Origin of the sequence: Rhizobium sp. Root482 (assembly GCF_001426565.1) — a bacterium.
Classification (GTDB): Bacteria; Pseudomonadota; Alphaproteobacteria; order Rhizobiales; family Rhizobiaceae; genus Pararhizobium.
This window is the reverse complement of sequence record NZ_LMFA01000001.1, coordinates 641782-660920: the sequence shown is the minus strand read 5'-3', so window position 1 is coordinate 660920 and position 19139 is coordinate 641782. Positions and strand designations below refer to the sequence as shown.

Sequence of the window (19139 nt, the reverse complement as noted above, 5' to 3'; positions counted from 1 at the left end):
GGCCATGGATATCGGGCGGCGCGAGGCAGCCGGGAGCGAATGATTTCGGATGAGCGTTTTTGCAGAAACATCGCGGCGCTTTGCCCTGACGCCCGGGGTGGACCTGCCGATCATCCGAGATGGGCAGGGTGACACCCTTGCCCGGCTTGCGAGTTTCTGCGTCATCGGCGCGCTGGTATTCAACGCGCTTCTCTGCCTGATCAACACGAAGGTCATGGGGATTTCCGACAGTCATGTGATGCTGTCGGAGATGGTGCTCATCGGCTCGATCTTCATCGTCGCGCTCAACCGCCGAACGGGCCTCTATCTCGTGCTCGGCGTCTATATCTCCTACATGCTGTTCCTGTTTGCGCTGCGCGGCCAGAGCGACCTCAAGGCGCTGCGCGATATCCTCATTCCGATCGGCTTCTATTTTGCCGGCCACGGACTTGCCAATCTGAAGCTCGCCGACCGGCTGGTGATTGCCTCGACGGCGATCGTGCTCGGCTTCGGCCTCTTCGAGTATTTCTTTCTCGACCTCTACATCTCCTTCTTCAACGTGATCGGCTACTATCTCGCCCGCGGCAGCGTTACCCTGGACCAACTCTATGGCCAGACGACCGGCCTGTTCATCAGCGGGATGCGCCCGAGCGCACGTACCATCCTGCCCTTTCTCGGCCTGCAGCGCGTGTCCTCGGTGTTTCTCGAGCCGGTATCGGTCGGCAATTTCGGGGCGATCGTCTATGCATGGGCGCTGTTCCGGCCGAGCATGCGGCTGCGCTGGACGACATTTGCCATGGCGCTTGCCATCATCGCGCTCGGCGACGCCCGTTTCGGGCTCTATACCTGCGTGCTGATGACCCTGCTTTACCCCTTCTATCCGCTGATCCCGCGGACGGTCTGGTATGTGCTGCCGTTCTTCATGCTCTCGGTGCTGGCCTATTACGGCATCGTCACGGGGACCAGCGGAGGGCCCAACGATATCGGCGGCCGGTTCCAGGTAACGGCCCATATCCTCACCGAACTCAATCTGCGCGTCGTGCTGGGGGCCGAGACGACGACGCAGTTCACAGCCGATTCGGGCCTCGCCTACACGCTGACGAAATTCGGCCTGTTCGGCTTCATCGGGCTCTGGGCGCTCTTCATCTTCGCACCTGCGCGCGCACCGAAAGCACGGAGCTTCCACTCCATGGTGATCGTCTACCTGATGCTCCTGATGATCATCAGCGATTCCCTCTATTCGATCAAAACGGCAGCCCTTCTCTGGTTCCTGCTGGGCACGGTCAATGCGCTGGACTGGCCCGAAACTTCGGCGAAAGACGGGTTGAAGCCGGGGCAGCAGAGGGTCTTCAAGCGCGGGTTAAGAATAGCCTGACGGCGAGGCTTACTTGCCAGCGGGTGGGGCGAGTGCCGGGCAGGCGGATTTATCGGCGCTTGCGCGTCGGGTCAGAGCCTTCATCTGCAGTCGGTCGCCATCGACGGTTGGCTGGATGTTCAGGGGTTCTTCGGCCGGCCACCAGTCGCCGGCCGCCCAATAGGTCCAGCCGATCCAGACATCGCTCGCCTCGTCGACCGCCTGGGTCATCGTGGCAAGGCCGATCATGCAGTCCGTCGTCGCGGAACCGCCGAACTCGCCCAGAAAGCCGCGCTTTCCGTTGGCGCGGAGCCAGTCGGTCATGTCATTGATCGCAGCAACGGCATCATCGACGCGGGTGCATTCCTTGTGGGTGCCCGAGAAATTCGAATCCAGATACTGGTGCACCTCGAAGGCGTAGTTGTCGGTGGGATCCTCGACATGGATCATGGTGGAGGCGTTGGATGCGCCATCCACATCCGCCTGCCAGCTATGGGCGCCCGTCCAGGCGACTCCGGGCACGAGGACGAGATTGTTCGCGCCGGTCGCCCGGATGGCCGCGAGGCTCGCATTGACCGATTTCAGCCAGAGGCCCGAATCCATGTCGTGCGGTTCGTTCATCAGGCCGAAGAGAACATCGTCCTGCCCGGCAAAGGCCTTGGCGAGACGCTGCCAGAAATCGGCAAAAGCGGAATCGGGCAGGGCAGGCGTGCCGATGATCCTGTCACCGTAGCGCCCGTAGTTGTGGGGGTCGAGAATGACCGTCTGGCCGGCGGCCCTCATGCGTCCGACGCTGTCCTTCAACCGTTCCAGTTCGGCCGCGTCGAGGTCCTTGCCGAGCTGCGGCTGCAGGCGTTCCCAGAGGAAGGGAAGCCGCACCGTGTCAAAGCCGTTGCCGGCAAAATAGTTCACCGTCTTTTTGGAGGGGTAGATATAGCTTTCGCCATAGGCGCCACCCGGCTCGCCGAATTCGGCGCCAGCCAGATTGATCCCGCGCAGGCAGGCGGCCGCGCCAGGCCCGGCCTCCGCCAGGAGAAGGACGGCTGCCGGCAGCAGGGTTTTCAGAGCGCGGCGGCTGCCGTTCCATGCGCTTGGTCGCACCGCGCTCACGGGTTGACGGCCCGTGCGAGGCCGGCGCGCGGCGGTACGGTCGCGCGGGCACCGAGAATGTCCCGGTAAATAGCGGTGTAGCGCTCGACCACGGCGTCCCAGGCATAGGTTTGCGCGGCCTCGATCAGCGCCAGCCGCAGGTTGGGCCCGGTCTCGGACAGCCGGCGATAGGCGGTTTCGATCCGGTCGGCCGCCTGTACCGGCATGGCATAATCGCAAAGCAGAACGTCCGGGTGACGGGTGGCCAGATCGCGATAGGCCTGATTGGCATGCAGGATAGGCAGCAGCCCGGCGCTCATCGCCTCCACGGCGGCAAGGCCGAAGCCTTCATATTCCGAAGCCGAGGCGAAAAGGGAGGCTTCTGCCAGGAGGGCGCCGATTTCCCCGTTGCCGAGGCCGGCATGCACTGTCACGCGGGCCGACAGGCCGCGACCGGCGATCTCGTGGTCGAGATCCTCCAGGCCGAGATCCGAGGCGACGCCGATAATGTCAAGATGCCAGTCGTCATGGCGCCGCGCCAGCACCGCCATCGCGTCGAGCAGCCGGTCCAGCCGCTTGTTGACCGAGAACCGGCCGATAGTGACGATCCGCCGCTTCGGCTCGATGGCGGAGCGGCCTTTGAATTTCCCGGTATCGACGCCGTTCTCGATCAGGCTGGCGCGGTCTCCGGCAATGCCGGCAAACAGCGCCTTGTCCTTGATGCTGCAGGCGATGAGGCGGTTATAACCGCCGGCCGACAGGCGCGTCAGGGTCGAAAACCAGAGTTTCTTCAGCGCTGCATATTTCTGCGTGTGGAAGAAACCGCCATGCGTGGTGACGACCAGCGGGCGGCGATGCAGCCACCGCCCGAGCGACAAAGCGTCGAAAAAGAAATCGATGGCATGCACATGGACGATATCGGCATCGGCAAGATGCCGGAAGACCGCCGGGGCCAGCGGGTATCGCGGCGAACCGGCCCAGGGCACGCGGACCACCTCGACGCCGTCGATGACTTCATGGGCAGGCAGGCGACCGGCCTGTGGGTCCGAGAACAGGCTGTTGCAGGTGACGACGCGCACCCGAAAACCGTTTGCCGGCAGCAGGCGGCAAAGATTGGCGACCACATCCTCGAGCCCGCCGAGATTGGGTTTGTACTGGCGGACGACATGAACGATCAGCGGAGTGTCAAGGGTTTGCGCGGTACTGTCTCTCATGAAGCCTACATTCAGTGTTGAAGAGGAGAGGCCTGCTCGCCGTCGCGAAATGCCGGCCACCAACGCGACTGGTAACGGCGCGGCCGGTAACGCCGCAGCCATCTAAAGCACAAGCCCGTTAAAATTGTGGGAAGCCTATCCCGGCAAATTGAACTATCTGCCGGCGCGGGCCTGCCTTGAACCAATATCCGCCCGTCGGCGCTTTTTAAAAAGGCGTGCATCTTTTTTGAATCGGGCGCGTTTCTCCCCTGATCATATCAGTTGGAGACGAACCATGACGAAGAGAGAACTGATCGATACCGGTACCGACAAACGTTATGTGCGCCGCGACGAAAACGGCCGCTTCGAAGAATCCGTCGATGTCGGCAAGTCACTTTCAGCGGATCGGCGCCGGGTTGCAGAGACCAAGGCAAAGCCGGGTGAAGGCGATCGCGGCGACCATCATCCGAGGAAGTGAGGCGCATCATGCTGGAGCCCAATGACGATACCCAGTTCGCGCCGATGCCGATGCCTGTGGCCGAGTACGACTTGAAACTCAAGCGCGAACTCCTGATGAAGGATCTCAACCTGCTGCGGGCGCGCCTCGATATCCTCAAGCGACAGACGGCGACCGTGGCCCGCTCCGGCGCGTCCTGGGCGCACGGGAGCGCCCGTGCACAGCTCGGACCTTACCCTTGGGCAAAGCTTGCGGCGATCACGGGAGGCTCCTTCCTGGTAGTCTACTTGTTGCGGCGGCCGGCGGCGGCGCTGACGACGAGCCTCTTGCCGCTGCTGCCAGTCATCGCCGCAAAAATCGTCGAGAGGAAAACCTACCATGGCTGATACATCCATTGGAAAGCCGGTGCCGTTGGGCGTGGTCGATGTCGAACATGATTTCGTCGGCATTCCAGAAAATGGTGTGAATGAACACCGGGAGCTGGCGCGCCTGCGCCGGCAGGTTGCCTCCCTCAGAGCGCGGATCGAGGGTGGGCGCGATGCCGCTGATCGCACTGGTGATGGCAGTGGCGGCTACGTCACGCCACTTCTGGTAACGGCGGTCGGACTGGTCAGCCTGGTTTTGACCACGGCCCTTCGCGCACGCCACCAGACGGAAACGCCGATCGGACGTTCAAGAGCGGTTTTCAGGCAAGCCTGGCGGCATTTGCGATAGGTAGTGTCATGATTGCCGATAGCGGGCGTGCCGCCATCGATATATGGTCGTGCGCCATGGTGCGGGCGACCGGCTGGCCTCATGACGCGCTGACGCCGGTCACCCCTCCTTTCGGCGAGACGCTGGTGCTCCTGCCGGAGGGGGCGGAAGCTATTTTTGCATCCTTGCAACCACCATTCCACGAAAACCGTGTCTATCTCTGGTCTGCCGGGCGGGGCTCCACAGGCTTGGCCCTCGGTTTGATACCGGCTCGTATCCACACCAGGCATCCGTATTCTTGCGGCAAGAAAGGCTGAAAAAGCCGATTTTCCGACGTGAGTCTCCGGCCGGCAATCCGCCTGGCCGGCTGGGCGTGGAAAACCGATTGTATCGCTTGCATTTACAACAGTTTATTCCACATTCGTCATGGAATGCGATTTACGCTGAGGCATGAGCTTGCAGTCGCCAAGTTTTGACATCCTGGAGTCCCCATGACCGCCACAATCGATGATGCTGCCGCCGACGAACCGAACCAGCAGGCCGGGGTCGAGGCGGGCGCGCCCGGGTTCGACCTTGCGGATGACGACAACGGCGCGGCGCTGGATCTCGACGCGCTGCTCATGGGGCTCCAGTCCATGCGCAATGGCGATTTTTCCGTCAGGCTGCCGGGCAACCGGATCGGGATCGCCGGCAAGATCGCCGACACGTTCAACGACATCGTCGCCGCCAATCAGCGCATGGCAGAACAGCTCGAGCATGTCGGCCAGGTGGTGGGACGCGACGGCAAGACCAGCACCCGTGTGCGCTTCGGCCTTTCTCACGGCGCCTGGTCGGATATGGAAGGATCGGTCAATTCCCTGATCGACGATCTTCTCTGGCCGACGACGGCCGTTACCCGGGCGATCACGGCGGTTGCCAAGGGCGACCTTTTGCAGACCGTGCCACTGGATGTCGATGGCCGTCCGCTGAAGGGCGAATTCCTGCGCTCGGCCAATATCGTCAATGCCATGATCAAGCAGCTCAGCGTCTTCACCTCGGAGGTGACCCGCGTCGCGCGTGAAGTCGGCACCGACGGCAAGCTCGGCGGGCAGGCGCAGGTGAGCGAGGTCACCGGCGTCTGGAAGGATTTGACCGAGAGCGTCAATTCCATGGCCTCGAACCTGACGGCGCAGGTGCGCAACATCGCCGAGGTGACCATCGCGGTTGCCAATGGCGACCTGTCGAAGAAGAGCACCGTCGATGTGCGCGGCGAGATCCTTCAGCTCAAGGAGGCCATCAACACGATGGTCGACCAGTTGCGTTCCTTCGCCTCGGAAGTGACGCGCGTGGCGCGCGAGGTCGGCACCGAAGGCAAGCTCGGCGGCCAGGCGCTGGTGCCCGGCGTTGCCGGCACGTGGAAGGATCTGACGGACTCGGTCAATGCCATGTGCGGCAACCTGACGGCGCAGGTGCGCAATATCGCCCAGGTGACGACGGCGGTTGCGCGCGGCGACCTCTCACGCAAGATCACCGTCGATGTCTCCGGCGAAATCCTTGAGCTGAAGGAGACCATCAACACGATGGTGGACCAGCTGAACGGCTTTGCCGGCGAGGTGACGCGCGTGGCCCGCGAAGTGGGCACCGAGGGCCGGCTTGGCGGCCAGGCGCAGGTTCCGGGCGTCGCCGGCACCTGGAAGGATTTGACCGACAACGTCAATTCCATGGCCTCGAACCTGACGGCGCAGGTGCGCAATATCGCCGAGGTCTCGACTGCCATCGCCAATGGCAATCTGTCGAAAAAGATTACGGTGACGGTGTCCGGGGAAATCCTTGAGCTGAAGGAGACCATCAACACGATGGTCGATCAGTTGAACGCCTTCGCATCGGAAGTGACGCGCGTGGCGCGCGAGGTAGGCACCGAAGGGCGGCTCGGCGGCCAGGCCAATGTGCGCGGCGTCGCCGGCACCTGGAAGGACCTGACCGAGAACGTCAATTCCATGGCCGGCAACCTGACCTCGCAGGTTCGCAATATCGCCGAGGTTTCCACCGCGATCGCCAATGGCGACCTGTCGAAGAAGATCACCGTCGATGTGAAGGGCGAAATCCTGGAGTTGAAGGAGACGATCAATACCACCGTCGATCGGCTGAACGCCTTTGCCTCGGAAGTGACGCGCGTGGCACGCGAGGTCGGCACCGAGGGCAAGCTCGGCGGGCAGGCGCAGTTGAAGGGTGTTGCCGGGACCTGGAAGGACCTGACGGATTCGGTGAACTCGATGGCGTCCAACCTGACCGGCCAGGTGCGTAACATCGCCGAGGTCGCCACCGCCGTGGCGCAGGGAGACCTTTCGAAGAAGATCACAGTGACGGTCTCCGGGGAAATCCTGGAGTTGAAGGAAACCATCAACACGATGGTGGACCAGTTGAACGGCTTTGCCGGCGAAGTGACCCGCGTGGCTCGCGAAGTGGGCACCGAGGGCCGGCTCGGCGGCCAGGCGAATGTGCTCGGCGTCGCCGGGACCTGGAAGGATCTGACGGACTCGGTGAATTCCATGGCCGGCAATCTGACCGCGCAGGTGCGCAATATCGCCGAGGTTTCCACCGCGATCGCCAATGGCGACCTCAGCCGCAAGATCACCGTGGACGTGAAGGGCGAAATCCTGCAGCTGAAGGAAACGCTGAACACGATGGTGGACCAGCTGAACCGGTTCGCCTCGGAAGTGACGCGCGTGGCGCGCGAGGTCGGAACGGAAGGCAAGCTCGGCGGCCAGGCGCAGGTTCCGGGCGTTGCCGGCACCTGGAAGGATTTGACGGAGAACGTCAATTCCATGGCGTCCAACCTGACGGGCCAGGTGCGCAATATCGCCGAGGTGACCACAGCGGTGGCCCGAGGCGACCTCAGCCGCAAGATCACGGTCGATGTGAAGGGCGAAATTCTCGAATTGAAGAACACCATCAACACGATGGTGGACCAGCTGAATGCCTTTGCCGGCGAGGTGACGCGCGTGGCGCGCGAGGTGGGCACCGAAGGAAAGCTCGGCGGCCAGGCGCAGGTTTCGGGCGTAGCCGGCACCTGGAAGGACCTGACCGACAGCGTCAATTCCATGGCGGGTAACCTGACGGCGCAAGTGCGCAACATCGCCGAGGTGGCGACCGCGATCGCCAATGGCGACCTCAGCCGCAAGATCACGGTGGATGTGCGCGGCGAAATCCTGCTGCTTAGGGATACGCTCAATACCATGGTCGACCAGCTGCGCTCGTTCGCGGGCGAGGTGACGCGCGTTGCGCGCGAGGTCGGCACCGACGGACGGCTTGGCGGCCAGGCCGTGGTTCCGGGCGTTGCAGGTACCTGGAAGGACCTGACCGACAACGTCAACCTGCTCGCCGCCAACCTGACGACACAGGTCCGCAACATCGCCGAAGTGACGACGGCGGTGGCGCGCGGCGACCTCAGCCGCAAGATCACGGTCGATGTGAAGGGCGAAATCCTCGAACTCAAGAACACCATCAACACGATGGTGGACCAACTGAATGCCTTTGCCGGCGAGGTGACGCGCGTGGCGCGCGAGGTCGGAACGGAAGGCAAGCTCGGCGGCCAGGCGCAGGTTCCGGGCGTTGCCGGGACCTGGAAGGATTTGACGGATACCGTCAACGTCATGGCGGTCAACCTTACAGAGCAGGTGCGCGGCATCGTCAAGGTGGTGACGGCGGTTGCCAACGGCGACCTCGAACAGAACCTGACGGTCGCTTCAAAGGGCGAGGTGGCGGCGCTGGCCGAGACCATCAACAACATGACAAAGACGCTTGCGACCTTCGCCGACCAGGTGACCACGGTGGCGCGCGAAGTAGGCGTCGAAGGGCGCCTTGGCGGCCAGGCCAACGTGCCCGGTACCGCCGGCACCTGGAAGGATCTGACCGGCAACGTCAACCTTCTGGCGGCCAATCTGACGACACAGGTGCGCGCCATCGCCGAGGTCGCCACCGCCGTGACCAAGGGCGACCTGACCCGCTCGATCCAGGTCGAGGCGCGGGGCGAGGTTGCCGAACTCAAGGACAACATCAACACCATGATCGGCAATCTGCGCCTGACGACGGAGCGCAATACCGAAGAGGACTGGCTGAAGACGAACCTTGCCCGCTTTACCAGCATGCTGCAGGGCCAGCGCGACCTCTCGACGGTCGGGCGCATGCTGCTGTCGGAACTGGCGCAGCTTGTCGGCGCCCAGCACGGCGTCATCTACCAGGTGGAGGCGGAAGGCGAACTTGCCGGCCTGCGGCTTCTTTCCGCCTATGCCGATGACGGCGTCAAGGGCCATCCCGCGCGCCTGCAGATGGGGCAGGGGCTGATCGGCCAATGCGCCCAGGATGCGCGGCGCATCCTCATCACCGACATGCCGAAAAAGACGGTGCCGATCAGTTCCGGCATCTTCAAGGCGAAGCCGCGCAGCGTCATCGTGCTGCCTGTTCTCTCGGAAGGCCAGGTCAAGGCGGTGATCGAGCTTGCCTCGGTCTCCAGCTTTACGGACCTTGAATTGTCCTTCCTCGACCAGCTGACCACCTCCATCGGCATCGTCCTCAATTCGATCGAGGTAACGATGCGCACCGAAGGACTGCTGACGCAGTCGCAACAGCTTGCGATCGAGTTGCAGACCCAGCAGCGCGAATTGCAGCAGACCAACGAGCAGCTCGAGCAGAAGGCGCAGCAGCTTGCCGAGCGCAATGTCGAGGTCGAGGCCAAGAACCAGGAAATCGAACGCGCTCGCCGGGCGCTTGAGGAAAAGGCGACGGAACTGGCACTGACGTCGAAATACAAGTCCGAATTCCTCGCCAACATGTCGCATGAATTGCGCACGCCGCTGAATTCGATCCTCATTCTCGGTCAGCAGCTGGGCGAAAACCCGGAAGGCAATCTTTCCTCCCGGCAGGTCGAATTCGCCCGCACCATTCATGGCGCCGGCACCGACCTTCTCAATCTCATCAGCGATATCCTCGATCTGTCGAAGATAGAATCGGGCACGGTGTCGGTCGATGCCGAGGAAATCTTCTTCAACAGCCTGCTCGACGTGATGACGCGACCGTTCCGCCACGAGGCGGAAAACCGCAAGCTGTCTTTCCAGGTGGAGCTTGCGCCCGATCTCGAGCGCAGCATCGTCACCGATTCCAAGCGCTTGCAGCAGATACTCAAGAACCTGTTGTCCAATGCCTTCAAATTCACCGACCAGGGCGGCGTCAAGCTGCGGGTCGCGCCGGTGGCAAGTGGCTGGAGCGCCGATCATCCGTCGCTGAAGCACGCGCCGTCGGTGATCGCCTTCGAGGTCTCGGATACCGGTATCGGCATCCCGTCCGAAAAGCAGCGGATCATCTTCGAAGCGTTCCAGCAGGCGGATGCCTCGACCAGCCGGAAATATGGCGGCACCGGTCTCGGACTTGCGATCAGCCGCGAACTTGCCAATCTCCTCGGCGGCGAAATCCAGCTGCGCAGCACGCCCGGTGTCGGCAGCACGTTCACGCTCTATCTGCCGCTGACTTTGGTAGGCGATACGCCGGTCGCCATGCGGCCAAGCGTCAGCGACGTTGCGGCGGTCTCGATCGCGGCACTTGCCACCGGGCTCCTGGGTGACAAGCCGTCCGAGCAGATCGCCGACGATCGCAGCAAGATCGAACCGGGCGACAATGTCCTGTTGATCGTCGAGGACGACCCGCATTATGCCAATGTGCTCATCGATCTCGCCCGCGACAACGGGTTCAAGGTGCTGGTCGCCATGCGCGGCGCCGATGCGCTGGTGCTTGCCCGCGAATATCGCCCGACCGCCATATCGCTCGATGTCTACCTGCCGGACATGCTGGGCTGGACGGTGCTCAACCAGCTGAAGCAGGATCCGGCGACCCGGCATATTCCTGTGCAGATCGTCACCCTCGACGAGGACCGCCAGCATGGGCTGTCGCGCGGGGCGTTTTCGTTCATGAGCAAGCCGACGACCAGCGATGGCCTTGCCCGCTCCCTTGCAAAGCTCAAGGGCTTTGCGCAGCCGCGGCGCAAGCGGTTGTTGCTGGTGGAGGACAATGAGGGCGAACGGCTGGGGGTCACCGAGCTTCTCGGCCATGACGATATCGATATCGTCAGCGTCGATACCGGCGAAAAGGCGCTGGAAATCCTGCGCGAACAATCGGCCGACTGCATGGTGCTCGACCTCAAGTTGCCGGATATGTCCGGTTTCGAGGTGCTGGAGCGCATCCGCGACGATGCCTCGATCGCCGACGTGCCTGTCGTCGTGTTTACCGGTCGGGAGCTGTCGCTGGAGGAGGACGCGAAACTTCACACCATGGCCCGCAGCGTCGTGGTCAAGGGGGTTGAATCGCCCGAGCGCCTGCTCGACGAGACGGCCCTGTTCCTACACCGGGTGGTTGCGGACATGCCCGCATCCAAGCAGGCCATGCTGGAGCGCCTGCATGAATCCGACGACGACCTGATCGGCCGCACCGCCCTGCTTGTCGATGACGACGCGCGCAATATCTTCGCGCTTTCGAGCGTGCTCGAGCGGCGCGGCATGAATGTGCTGACGGCCACCACCGGCAGCGAGGCGATCTCGGTGATCAACGCCCAGCCGGAGGTCGCCATCGTGCTGATGGACATCATGATGCCGGGCATGGACGGCTACGAGACGATGCAGGTCATTCGTTCGAATCCGGCCTTCCGCCGATTGCCTATTGTGGCGCTGACGGCAAAGGCTATGAAGGGTGACCGCGAGAAGTGCCTGGAGGCGGGGGCTTCCGATTATCTGGCCAAACCGGTCAATACCGAGCAGTTGCTCTCCGCGCTTCGCATGTGGCTTCATCGTTGAGGAAGAATGTAAGATGGAACCCGTCAATATCCTGCTTGTCGACGACCAACCCGCAAAACTGCTCAGTTACGAGGTCATTCTCCAGGAATTGGGCGAGAACCTGATCAAGGCGAAGTCCGGGCGCGAGGCGCTGGAGTGGCTGCTGAAGACCGATGTGGCGGTCATCCTGGTCGATGTCTGCATGCCCGACCAGGACGGGTTCGAACTGGTAGCGATGATCCGTGAGCATCCGCGCTACCAGAAGACCGCCATCATCTTCGTGTCCGCCGTCATGATGACCGAACCGGATCGCCTGCGCGGCTACGAGGCCGGGGCGGTGGACTATATGTCGGTCCCGGTCGTGCCGGAGCTTCTGCGCGCCAAGGTCAAGGTGTTTGCCGAACTGTATCGCAAGACCCGCGAACTGGAGCGGCTGAATGCCGAACTCGAACAGCGCGTTTCGGACCGCACCGCCGAACTCGAAGCCTCGTCCGCCCAGCTTCTCGCCCTGAACGAGGTGCTGGAGCATAGGATCGAAGAGCGTACGCGCGAGCGCGAGGAGGCCTTGGCGCAACTGTTCGAAGCGCAGAAACTCGATACTATCGGCCAGCTGACCGGTGGTGTCGCCCATGATTTCAACAATCTGCTCATGGCCATACTCAGCAGCCTGCAATTGCTGAAGAAGCGTCTTCCTCAGGATGAACGCAGCCATCGCCTGCTCGACAATGCCGCCCAGGCGGCGGAGCGCGGCGCGGCCCTGACGCAGCGCCTTCTTGCCTTTGCCCGGCGCCAGGAACTGAAACCACAGGCGGTCGATATCATCCGCGTCGTCACCGGCATGGAAGACCTTCTGCAACGGGCGATGGGGCCCGGCATCCGCTTCCAGAAGGAGCTTCCGGAAAAGCTGGCGGCGGTGCTGGTCGATGCCAACCAGCTCGAGCTGGCATTGCTCAATCTGGTCATCAACGCGCGCGATGCCATGCCGGAAGGCGGCGCAGTGACCATCACGGCGGCCAGCGAAGTGGTTTTAGCGGACGCGCCGCAACTGAGGCTGGCGGCAGGGGACTATGTGCGCGTGCGGGTGGCCGATACCGGCAGCGGCATGGACGAGGCGACCCTGGCCAAGGCCACCGATCCGTTCTTCACCACCAAGGGTCCGGGCAAGGGGACGGGCCTTGGACTGTCCATGGTGCATGGACTGGTGGCCCAGTCGGGCGGAACGCTCGTCCTGTCGAGCCAGCCGCAGGCTGGTACCTCCATCGATCTCTGGCTTCCGGTCGCAGGCGACGCGCCGGTGCGCGCAGTTGCTCCAGCGTCGGCCGAGGCGCCGGCCGACGAAGAAGGCAGAACCTCGCGTACGATCCTGGTGGTCGATGACGATGCCCTGGTCAGCATGGGCACGGCGGCGATGCTGGAGGACCTCGGGCATATGGTCAAGGAGGTCGGCTCCGGCGCAGAAGCGCTTGCCGCGCTCGGTTCCGACCAGCAATTCGACCTGGTGATCACCGATCACGCCATGCCCGGCATGACCGGCGCCGAACTGGCGTCGCGTATCCGCTCCACCTATCCGAACCTGCCGATCATCCTGGCGTCCGGTTACGTGGACCTGCCTGGTGGCGTGGATCTGCCGGATATTCTGAGGCTTTCCAAGCCGTTTTCGCAGCACCAGCTCACCGCGGCACTCTCCGCGTCCCTGGGCGCCGACCTGCCGGGTTGACCACGGACGATCTGCCGCAAGCGTGGGGATTGGGTGCCGCTTCTTGCCATGGCGTCTACTGCCGGTCGGGCAGGTGCGCATAGTAAGCGGCAAGGGCGTCGATATCGGCCTCCTCGAGGTCCTGCACGGCGGCCGCCATGATATGGTGATAGGAGGTGCCGCCGCGTTCGCCGGAAACGAACAGACGCAGTTGCGACGCCAGATAGCGCGACGATAGTCCGTCCAGGCGAGGGAAGAGCGGGTTGCTTCGCCCGGTGCCATGGCAGGCCGCGCAGGCCGGTATCTTTCGCGCCGGATCGCCCGAGACCGCTAGCGTCTCGCCACGGCGCAGCACGACCGGATCGGTGGCGCTGACCGAAGCCGGAACGGCGCTCTGACGCGCATAATGGGCGGCCAGCTTGGAAAAATCCGTATCATCCACGGTTGAAACCGCCGTTTCCATGATCCCGCTGGGCCGGTCGCCGTCATGGTAAGCCTGAAGACTTGCGAGAAGATAGGCTTCTGACTGGCCGGAGAGGATCGGAACCACGCTGTTGCCGACCTGCCGGTCGGCGGCGTGACAGCTGTCGCAATAGGCGATGCGGGCTTCGATCGTCGCCCCTCGCCCGGCAGGCGGTGCGCCGGCCAGGTTTCTGTAGTGGGCCGCATTCATCGACGGCATTTCGCGCAGCAAGGCTACCAGCGCCCAGACCTCGTCGGCACGCGATTGAGATGGCCAGGCGGGCATGCCGGAATAGCGCACGCCGTGCTTGACGATCTCGAACAGCTCCTCATTGCTCCAACTGCCGACAACGTGTGCAAGATCGGGTGCCGGCGGCAGCATGGCAAGGCCAATCGGGGGCCGTTTCGCAGCGGGAGATCCGTGACAGACGGCGCATCCCGTCTCGAAATGCGCCGCCGCTGCCGGCAGCAGGCCGGGATCGTCGAGCGGCGGCGCTTCGGTGGAACCGGCAGCAGCAGTCACCGAGGATCGCATCACCCAGTGCAGGAACCAGTCGGTGACCTGCCAGTGACCGGTGCTCGCGCGCACGTCGATCAGGCCGAGCTGGATAACGAGGAAGCCCGCGACCGGCAAGCCGGCCACGACCGCGACAATGGACTTCCAGCCGATCCGCATCACAGCGCTCCCTTCGCAGGCTCGGGTGGGTCCCGGCCGAGCACGCCGGCAAGGAGCGCGACACCGCCGGCAAGATAGGCGGCCGCGCCGACCAGAAGCATGACGATGCCGCCCAGTTGCTGGTCCTGTCCCGGCGAAAGGGTGAGACCGAAGCAGGTGACGAAATCCTCTCCATAGAGCGGGCGCGGCGACATGGTCAGGAGCACGCCGAGCAGCGTCATATGGATCGAGGTGAGGACGAGCCCGACGGCACCGCCCAGACGCCCCGCCAGCGTCCCGGCTTTCAGGCCGCAGAGGCAGGCAAGCCAGAGGACAAGCCCGCCGGCGAGAAAGGAGGCCTGTTCCAAGGCGCTGACCCAGAAGAACGCATCACTGGCGCGGCGCATCACCGGCGCGTGCCAGATCCAGACGAGCACCAGTTCGAGGAGAGAGGCGGAAAGCGGTGTGATCCAGCGTGTCCGGGCAATCACGTCATACCGGGTGCCGGCAATGCCAAACGCGATCAGCGGGGCGGCGACGGCGACGACGCCCATATGGACCAGCATGTGACCGGTGAAGGAACCGGAGGCAAAATCCAGAAGCAGGAGCAGCCACAGGGCCAGGAGGATGATCGACCCGATTAGAAGCCAACGATGTCTCATGGGAAACATCCCTCGATGAACAGCAGCGGCAAGGCGGTGAAGATCACCGCGATGAAGCTGAGCCCCGACAGGAGCAGGGTCGCAAAGCCTTGGAACAGCCGTCGATCCTTTCGAGTTGCGTCGTCATGCGGGGGATCGTCGGTGCCAAAGCCCCATTGACGCCAGGCCAGCCAGGCCGAAACCACGATGGCCGCGAGGGCAATCGCCGTGACGGCGCCGAGGCCGAGCCGCAGCATGTCATGGTCGAGTCCGGCCGGACGCCGGGCGCAATAGAGCGCCATGCCGACATAGCAGGCGAGGAAATGGAAGGCCCAGACGACAGGGGCGGTGAACAATGTCCAGAGGCTTTCGATCTCGCGCGGGAAAATGGACATGATCTCACCTCGCCAGCGGAAAGAGGCCGATGACGCAAAGCGTCGTGACCGCGGTGACTGTCAGGAAATGCCAGTAGAGCACGACATTGCGCAGATCCATGTCGTAAGCCGCGCTCAAACGGCCGGCAAGGCTGCGGGCAAGGCAATAGAACAGCATGATCAACCCCACTGCCGCATGCGCCATGAGCCAGAGCACGAGAACCCAGACGATGGCCGGATAGACATGCGCCTGCGGATCCATCGCAAAGCTCCAGGGACCGGCAAATGCCGCGATGCCGCCGCCCGCCGTCAATACCGATGCGGCGATCAGCAGGGCCCGGGTCCCCACCGTCCAATCCTTCTCGTTCACCCAGCGGGCAAGGAGCATGGTGAGCCAGCCGGCGACGAACATGGCCAGGCTTGCCATTGGCCAGGCGACGCCCGGACCGGAAATCCCGGCGGTAAAATCCTCGTGGATTGTCCAGTAGAAGAAATAGCCGAAGACCAGGCTTCCGAACGCGGTCCCATCGCCGACCATGGTGATGAACATTCCCCACCAGCCGACGGATTGCGGGCCGGATATGTAGAGCGGCAGGGTAAGACCCAGGCCGACATCCTTTTCCGGTTTTTCCGGAATATCGTTGGTACCGGTCCAGAGCCAGGCCAGGATGGCGGCAAGGGTCACCGCGCCGAAGAGGACGCCGGTGATCCACCAGTGAAAGGTCAGCGCGACGAAGACGCCGCCCAGCGAAAGGGCGCTGACGATGGTGAGCCTTGAGGTTCCGCCGACACGCAGGCACTGGATCGGCTTGGCGTCGAGAACAGAGGTTACCAGTGTTTCGCGACGTCCTTCCCTTGCGTGGGGAAGATAGAAGCGGCCGCTTCTGATGTCGTCCACCAGACCCGGCTGGTCCCACAGGGGATAGCGGCTGTCGATGATCGGGATCGAGCGCACGCCCCAGTTTTCCTCCGGTTCGCTGATCCATTCCAGCGTGCCAGCTCTCCAGGGGTTTTGCTCGCCTTTCGACTGACGGTGCTTGGGACGCACAACGTCGATGACCACGACTGCGACGCCGGCGGCGAAGACGAAGGCGCCGACGGTCGAGAGTAGGTTGAGCCAGTCCCAGCCGATGCCCTCCGGATAGGTGAAGACGCGGCGCGGCATGCCGCGCAGGCCGGTGATATGCATCGGGAAAAAGGCGAGGTTGAACCCGGCGAACATCAGCCAGAAGGCGATCTTTCCGAAACGGTCCGACAGTTTTCGCGAGCCGATCAGCGGATAGTAGTAATAGACGCCGGCGATGATCGGGAACAGCATGCCGCCGATCAGGACGTAGTGGAGATGGGCGACGATGAAATAGGTATCGTGCGCCTGCCAGTCGATCGGCACCAGCGCCACCATGACGCCGGTCAGTCCGCCGATGATGAAAATCGCCAGTCCGCCGGTTCCAAACAGCATGGGCACGGAAAAGATCACCCGGCCGGCCAGCATGGTGGCGATGAAGACGAAGATCTGCACGCCCGTGGGGATCGCCACCGCCTCGGAGGCTGCCGAGAAGAAGGCGAGCGATATCTGCGGCAGGCCGGTCGTGAACATGTGATGGACCCAGAGCCCGAAGCTCAGGAACCCCGTCCCGACCGCCGCCAGCACGATCCAGGAATAGCCGACGATCGGCCTCTGCGCGAAGGTGGGCACGATCATCGCCATCAGGGCGATGGCCGGCAGGAAGATGATATAGACTTCCGGGTGCCCGAAGATCCAGAACAGGTGCTGCCACAAAAGCGGATCGCCGCCGCGCGTCACGTCGAAGAAGGGCCAGTCGAACATGCGCTGCATTTCGAACAGGATGTCGCCGGCGATCAGTGGCGGAAAGGCAAACAGGATCATGCCGGCGACGATCAACAGGTACCAGGCAAAGAGCGGCATCATGTTGATGCGCATGCCGGGCGCCCGGCATTTCATGATGCCGACGATCAGCTCGACCGCAGCCGCGATCGACGCCACCTCGATGAAGGACAGGCCGAGCAGCCAGATATCGGCACCGATGCCGGAATAGTCGGGATCGGTCGATAGCGGCGGATACATGAACCAGCCGCCGTTCGGCGCGGCGTTGAAGAAGATCGAGCCGCAGACGAAGATGCCGCCGAGCAGGAAACTCCAGAAACCGAAGGCTGAAAGGCGGGGGAAGGGGAGTTCGCGCGCGCCGAGCATCGGCGGCAGCAGGAAGACGGCCACGGCCTCGAAGATCGGCACGGCAAACAGGAACATCATTACCGTGCCGTGCAGCGTAAAGGCCTGGTTGAACAGGTCGGCGGAGAGAAAATCATTGTCGGGCACGGCCAGCTGCACGCGCACGAGCAGCGCCAGCACGCCTGCAAACAGCATGAAGGCAAAGGCGGCCGAGCCGTACCAGAGGCCGATCTGCGTATTGTTGACGGAGGTCCAGTAGCCCAATCCGGGAGGATTGCTCCAGACGCGGCGCAGTTGCGCCTCCTCCTCGCGTCGGTTTTCGTCCGTCCGATCGTGCCTGTCGCGGTCGGTCATTGCAAACCTTTCAGATAGGCCGCAAGGGCGGTGAGTTCGGCCTGCGGGATCATCGGGAAGGCCGGCATTTTCACGCCGGGCTTGACCGCGTGGGGGGCGCGGATGAAGCGGGCGATATTCTCCGCCGTATTGGCCAGTGTGCCGGCGGCAATCGTCTGGCGGGCGCCGATATCGGTCAGGTCCGGGCCGATCCGGCCGCGCGCCTGTGTGCCGCGGATCGTGTGGCAGGCGGCGCAGCCATGCCGTGCAAAGAGGCGGGCGCCCTCGGTCTCACGTGGACGCAGCAGGTTTGTCTGCCGTTCCATCCATTCTCGAAACGGCTCCTTTTCCATTACCACGACGGTGAATGCCATCAGCGCGTGCGAGGTGCCGCAGAATTCCGCGCAAGGGGCGCGATAGATGCCCGGGCGGGTGGCCTCGAGTGAGAAGAAATTGGTGCGGCCGGGGATCATGTCCATCTTGCCGCCAAGCGAGGGGATCCAGAAGGAATGGATGACATCCGAGGCCCGCAGCGCGAACCGGATACGCTCGCCGACAGGAAGGCGGAGTTCATTGGCTGTGTCGAACGAGATCCCGTTCTCGGCATCACGATAGGCAAAGCGCCACCAATATTGCTCGCCGGTCGCCTCGATGCGAAATCCACTCGTCTCGTTGTTGGTGAGCCAGGGGCGGGTTGCCGGCATGAGCCAGAGGGCATAGCCGAGCAACAGGCAAAGAATGGACGTGGGCAGGATGGCACCGCCCCAGAGGATGAGCTTCTGGCCCGCGCCGGCACTGTAGACATGCCGCCGTGACCGCCCCGCATAGACGAGCAAGGCTGTGACCAGGCACCATATCACCGCCGCGCCGCAGGTGGTGACGATGAGAAGCAGGTAGATGGAGGAGGCTTCTTCTCCCGCCGGCGAAAGAGCGGATTGAGAGCCCGAGCAACCGGCCAGGCAGAAGGGCAGGATGAAAAGGGGAAGGTGCGGCTTCGCCCGCGGGCGATTTTCCGTCGGCGGCATTGTCCGGTCCCTTTGCAATGTCGCACGACTGCCGCGGATCGCTTCTCTCCAAAACGCCGAAACGCACCGATGGGCGGTTTGGTTCCCTAACTTCCTGGTTTGACTGGCGATTGCCGATTTTCCTGCTGGAGGGAATGCCGTCCCTTTTCTTTGTCGAAAAGACAGCCATATCCGTCTCGCCGACAGCTTGATCGGTGTGA

At 63.2% G+C, this 19139-nt stretch carries 14 protein-coding genes; 7 read left to right on the top strand and 7 right to left on the bottom strand.

Features of this window, described 5'->3' with window-relative positions:
* Nucleotides 1-49: 49 nt before the first annotated feature.
* Nucleotides 50-1354 (top strand): hypothetical protein, encoded by a 1305-nt coding sequence (locus tag ASD31_RS02875; RefSeq protein ID WP_056328978.1) that lies wholly within the window; start codon nt 50-52, stop codon nt 1352-1354.
* A 9-nt stretch (nt 1355-1363) separates the two neighbouring features.
* On the opposite strand, the gene ASD31_RS02870 is transcribed toward ASD31_RS02875, so the two are convergent.
* On the bottom strand, nt 1364-2443 hold the full coding sequence (locus tag ASD31_RS02870; protein WP_244483733.1) for a glycoside hydrolase family 5 protein: 1080 nt from the start codon (nt 2441-2443) through the stop codon (nt 1364-1366).
* On the bottom strand, nt 2440-3636 hold the full coding sequence (locus ASD31_RS02865; protein WP_056328973.1) for a glycosyltransferase family 4 protein: 1197 nt from the start codon (nt 3634-3636) through the stop codon (nt 2440-2442). The genes ASD31_RS02870 and ASD31_RS02865 overlap by 4 nt, the downstream gene beginning before the upstream one ends.
* Before the next feature lie 274 nt (nt 3637-3910).
* Here ASD31_RS02865 and ASD31_RS02860 point away from each other — a divergent pair, with 274 nt between their 5' ends.
* The 6 genes from ASD31_RS02860 (at nt 3911) to ASD31_RS02835 (ending at nt 13279) form a co-directional block, all read left to right on the top strand.
* Nucleotides 3911-4093, top strand: coding sequence for a hypothetical protein (locus ASD31_RS02860; protein WP_056328969.1), 183 nt, complete (start codon nt 3911-3913; stop codon nt 4091-4093).
* Nucleotides 4094-4101: 8 nt separating this feature from the next.
* On the top strand, nt 4102-4458 hold the full coding sequence (locus tag ASD31_RS02855) for a hypothetical protein (RefSeq protein ID WP_056328966.1): 357 nt from the start codon (nt 4102-4104) through the stop codon (nt 4456-4458).
* Complete coding sequence (locus ASD31_RS02850) at nt 4451-4786, top strand: hypothetical protein (protein WP_056328964.1); 336 nt, start codon at nt 4451-4453, stop codon at nt 4784-4786. The genes ASD31_RS02855 and ASD31_RS02850 overlap by 8 nt, the downstream gene beginning before the upstream one ends.
* An 8-nt stretch (nt 4787-4794) precedes the next feature.
* Nucleotides 4795-5082: a hypothetical protein gene (locus ASD31_RS02845; RefSeq protein ID WP_056328961.1), complete on the top strand. Its 288-nt coding sequence runs from the start codon at nt 4795-4797 to the stop codon at nt 5080-5082.
* A 174-nt stretch (nt 5083-5256) separates the two neighbouring features.
* Nucleotides 5257-11583 (top strand): HAMP domain-containing protein, encoded by a 6327-nt coding sequence (locus tag ASD31_RS02840; protein WP_056328958.1) that lies wholly within the window; start codon nt 5257-5259, stop codon nt 11581-11583.
* Between the two features lie 13 nt (nt 11584-11596).
* The gene (locus ASD31_RS02835) at nt 11597-13279 is read left to right on the top strand and encodes a response regulator (protein ID WP_056328956.1); all 1683 of its coding nucleotides are present in this window, start codon (nt 11597-11599) and stop codon (nt 13277-13279) included.
* A gap of 55 nt (nt 13280-13334) precedes the next feature.
* Here ASD31_RS02835 and ASD31_RS02830 read toward each other — a convergent pair whose 3' ends face one another.
* The 5 genes from ASD31_RS02830 to coxB are packed head-to-tail and all read right to left on the bottom strand — an operon-like array spanning nt 13335 to nt 18939.
* Nucleotides 13335-14396, bottom strand: coding sequence for a c-type cytochrome (locus ASD31_RS02830; protein WP_056328952.1), 1062 nt, complete (start codon nt 14394-14396; stop codon nt 13335-13337).
* Nucleotides 14396-15037 carry a cytochrome c oxidase assembly protein gene (locus ASD31_RS02825; protein ID WP_056328951.1) on the bottom strand — a complete coding sequence of 214 codons (642 nt, stop codon included), beginning with the start codon at nt 15035-15037 and terminating at the stop codon, nt 14396-14398. Before ASD31_RS02825 ends, ASD31_RS02830 begins: the two co-directional genes overlap by 1 nt.
* Nucleotides 15034-15411, bottom strand: coding sequence for a hypothetical protein (locus ASD31_RS02820; RefSeq protein ID WP_056328948.1), 378 nt, complete (start codon nt 15409-15411; stop codon nt 15034-15036). Before ASD31_RS02820 ends, ASD31_RS02825 begins: the two co-directional genes overlap by 4 nt.
* 4 nt (nt 15412-15415) lie before the next feature.
* On the bottom strand, nt 15416-17935 hold the full coding sequence (ctaD, locus tag ASD31_RS02815) for a cytochrome c oxidase subunit I (protein WP_056328946.1): 2520 nt from the start codon (nt 17933-17935) through the stop codon (nt 15416-15418).
* Nucleotides 17932-18939: a cytochrome c oxidase subunit II gene (gene coxB / locus ASD31_RS02810; RefSeq protein ID WP_082520373.1), complete on the bottom strand. Its 1008-nt coding sequence runs from the start codon at nt 18937-18939 to the stop codon at nt 17932-17934. Before coxB ends, ctaD begins: the two co-directional genes overlap by 4 nt.
* Nucleotides 18940-19139 lie beyond the last annotated feature (200 nt).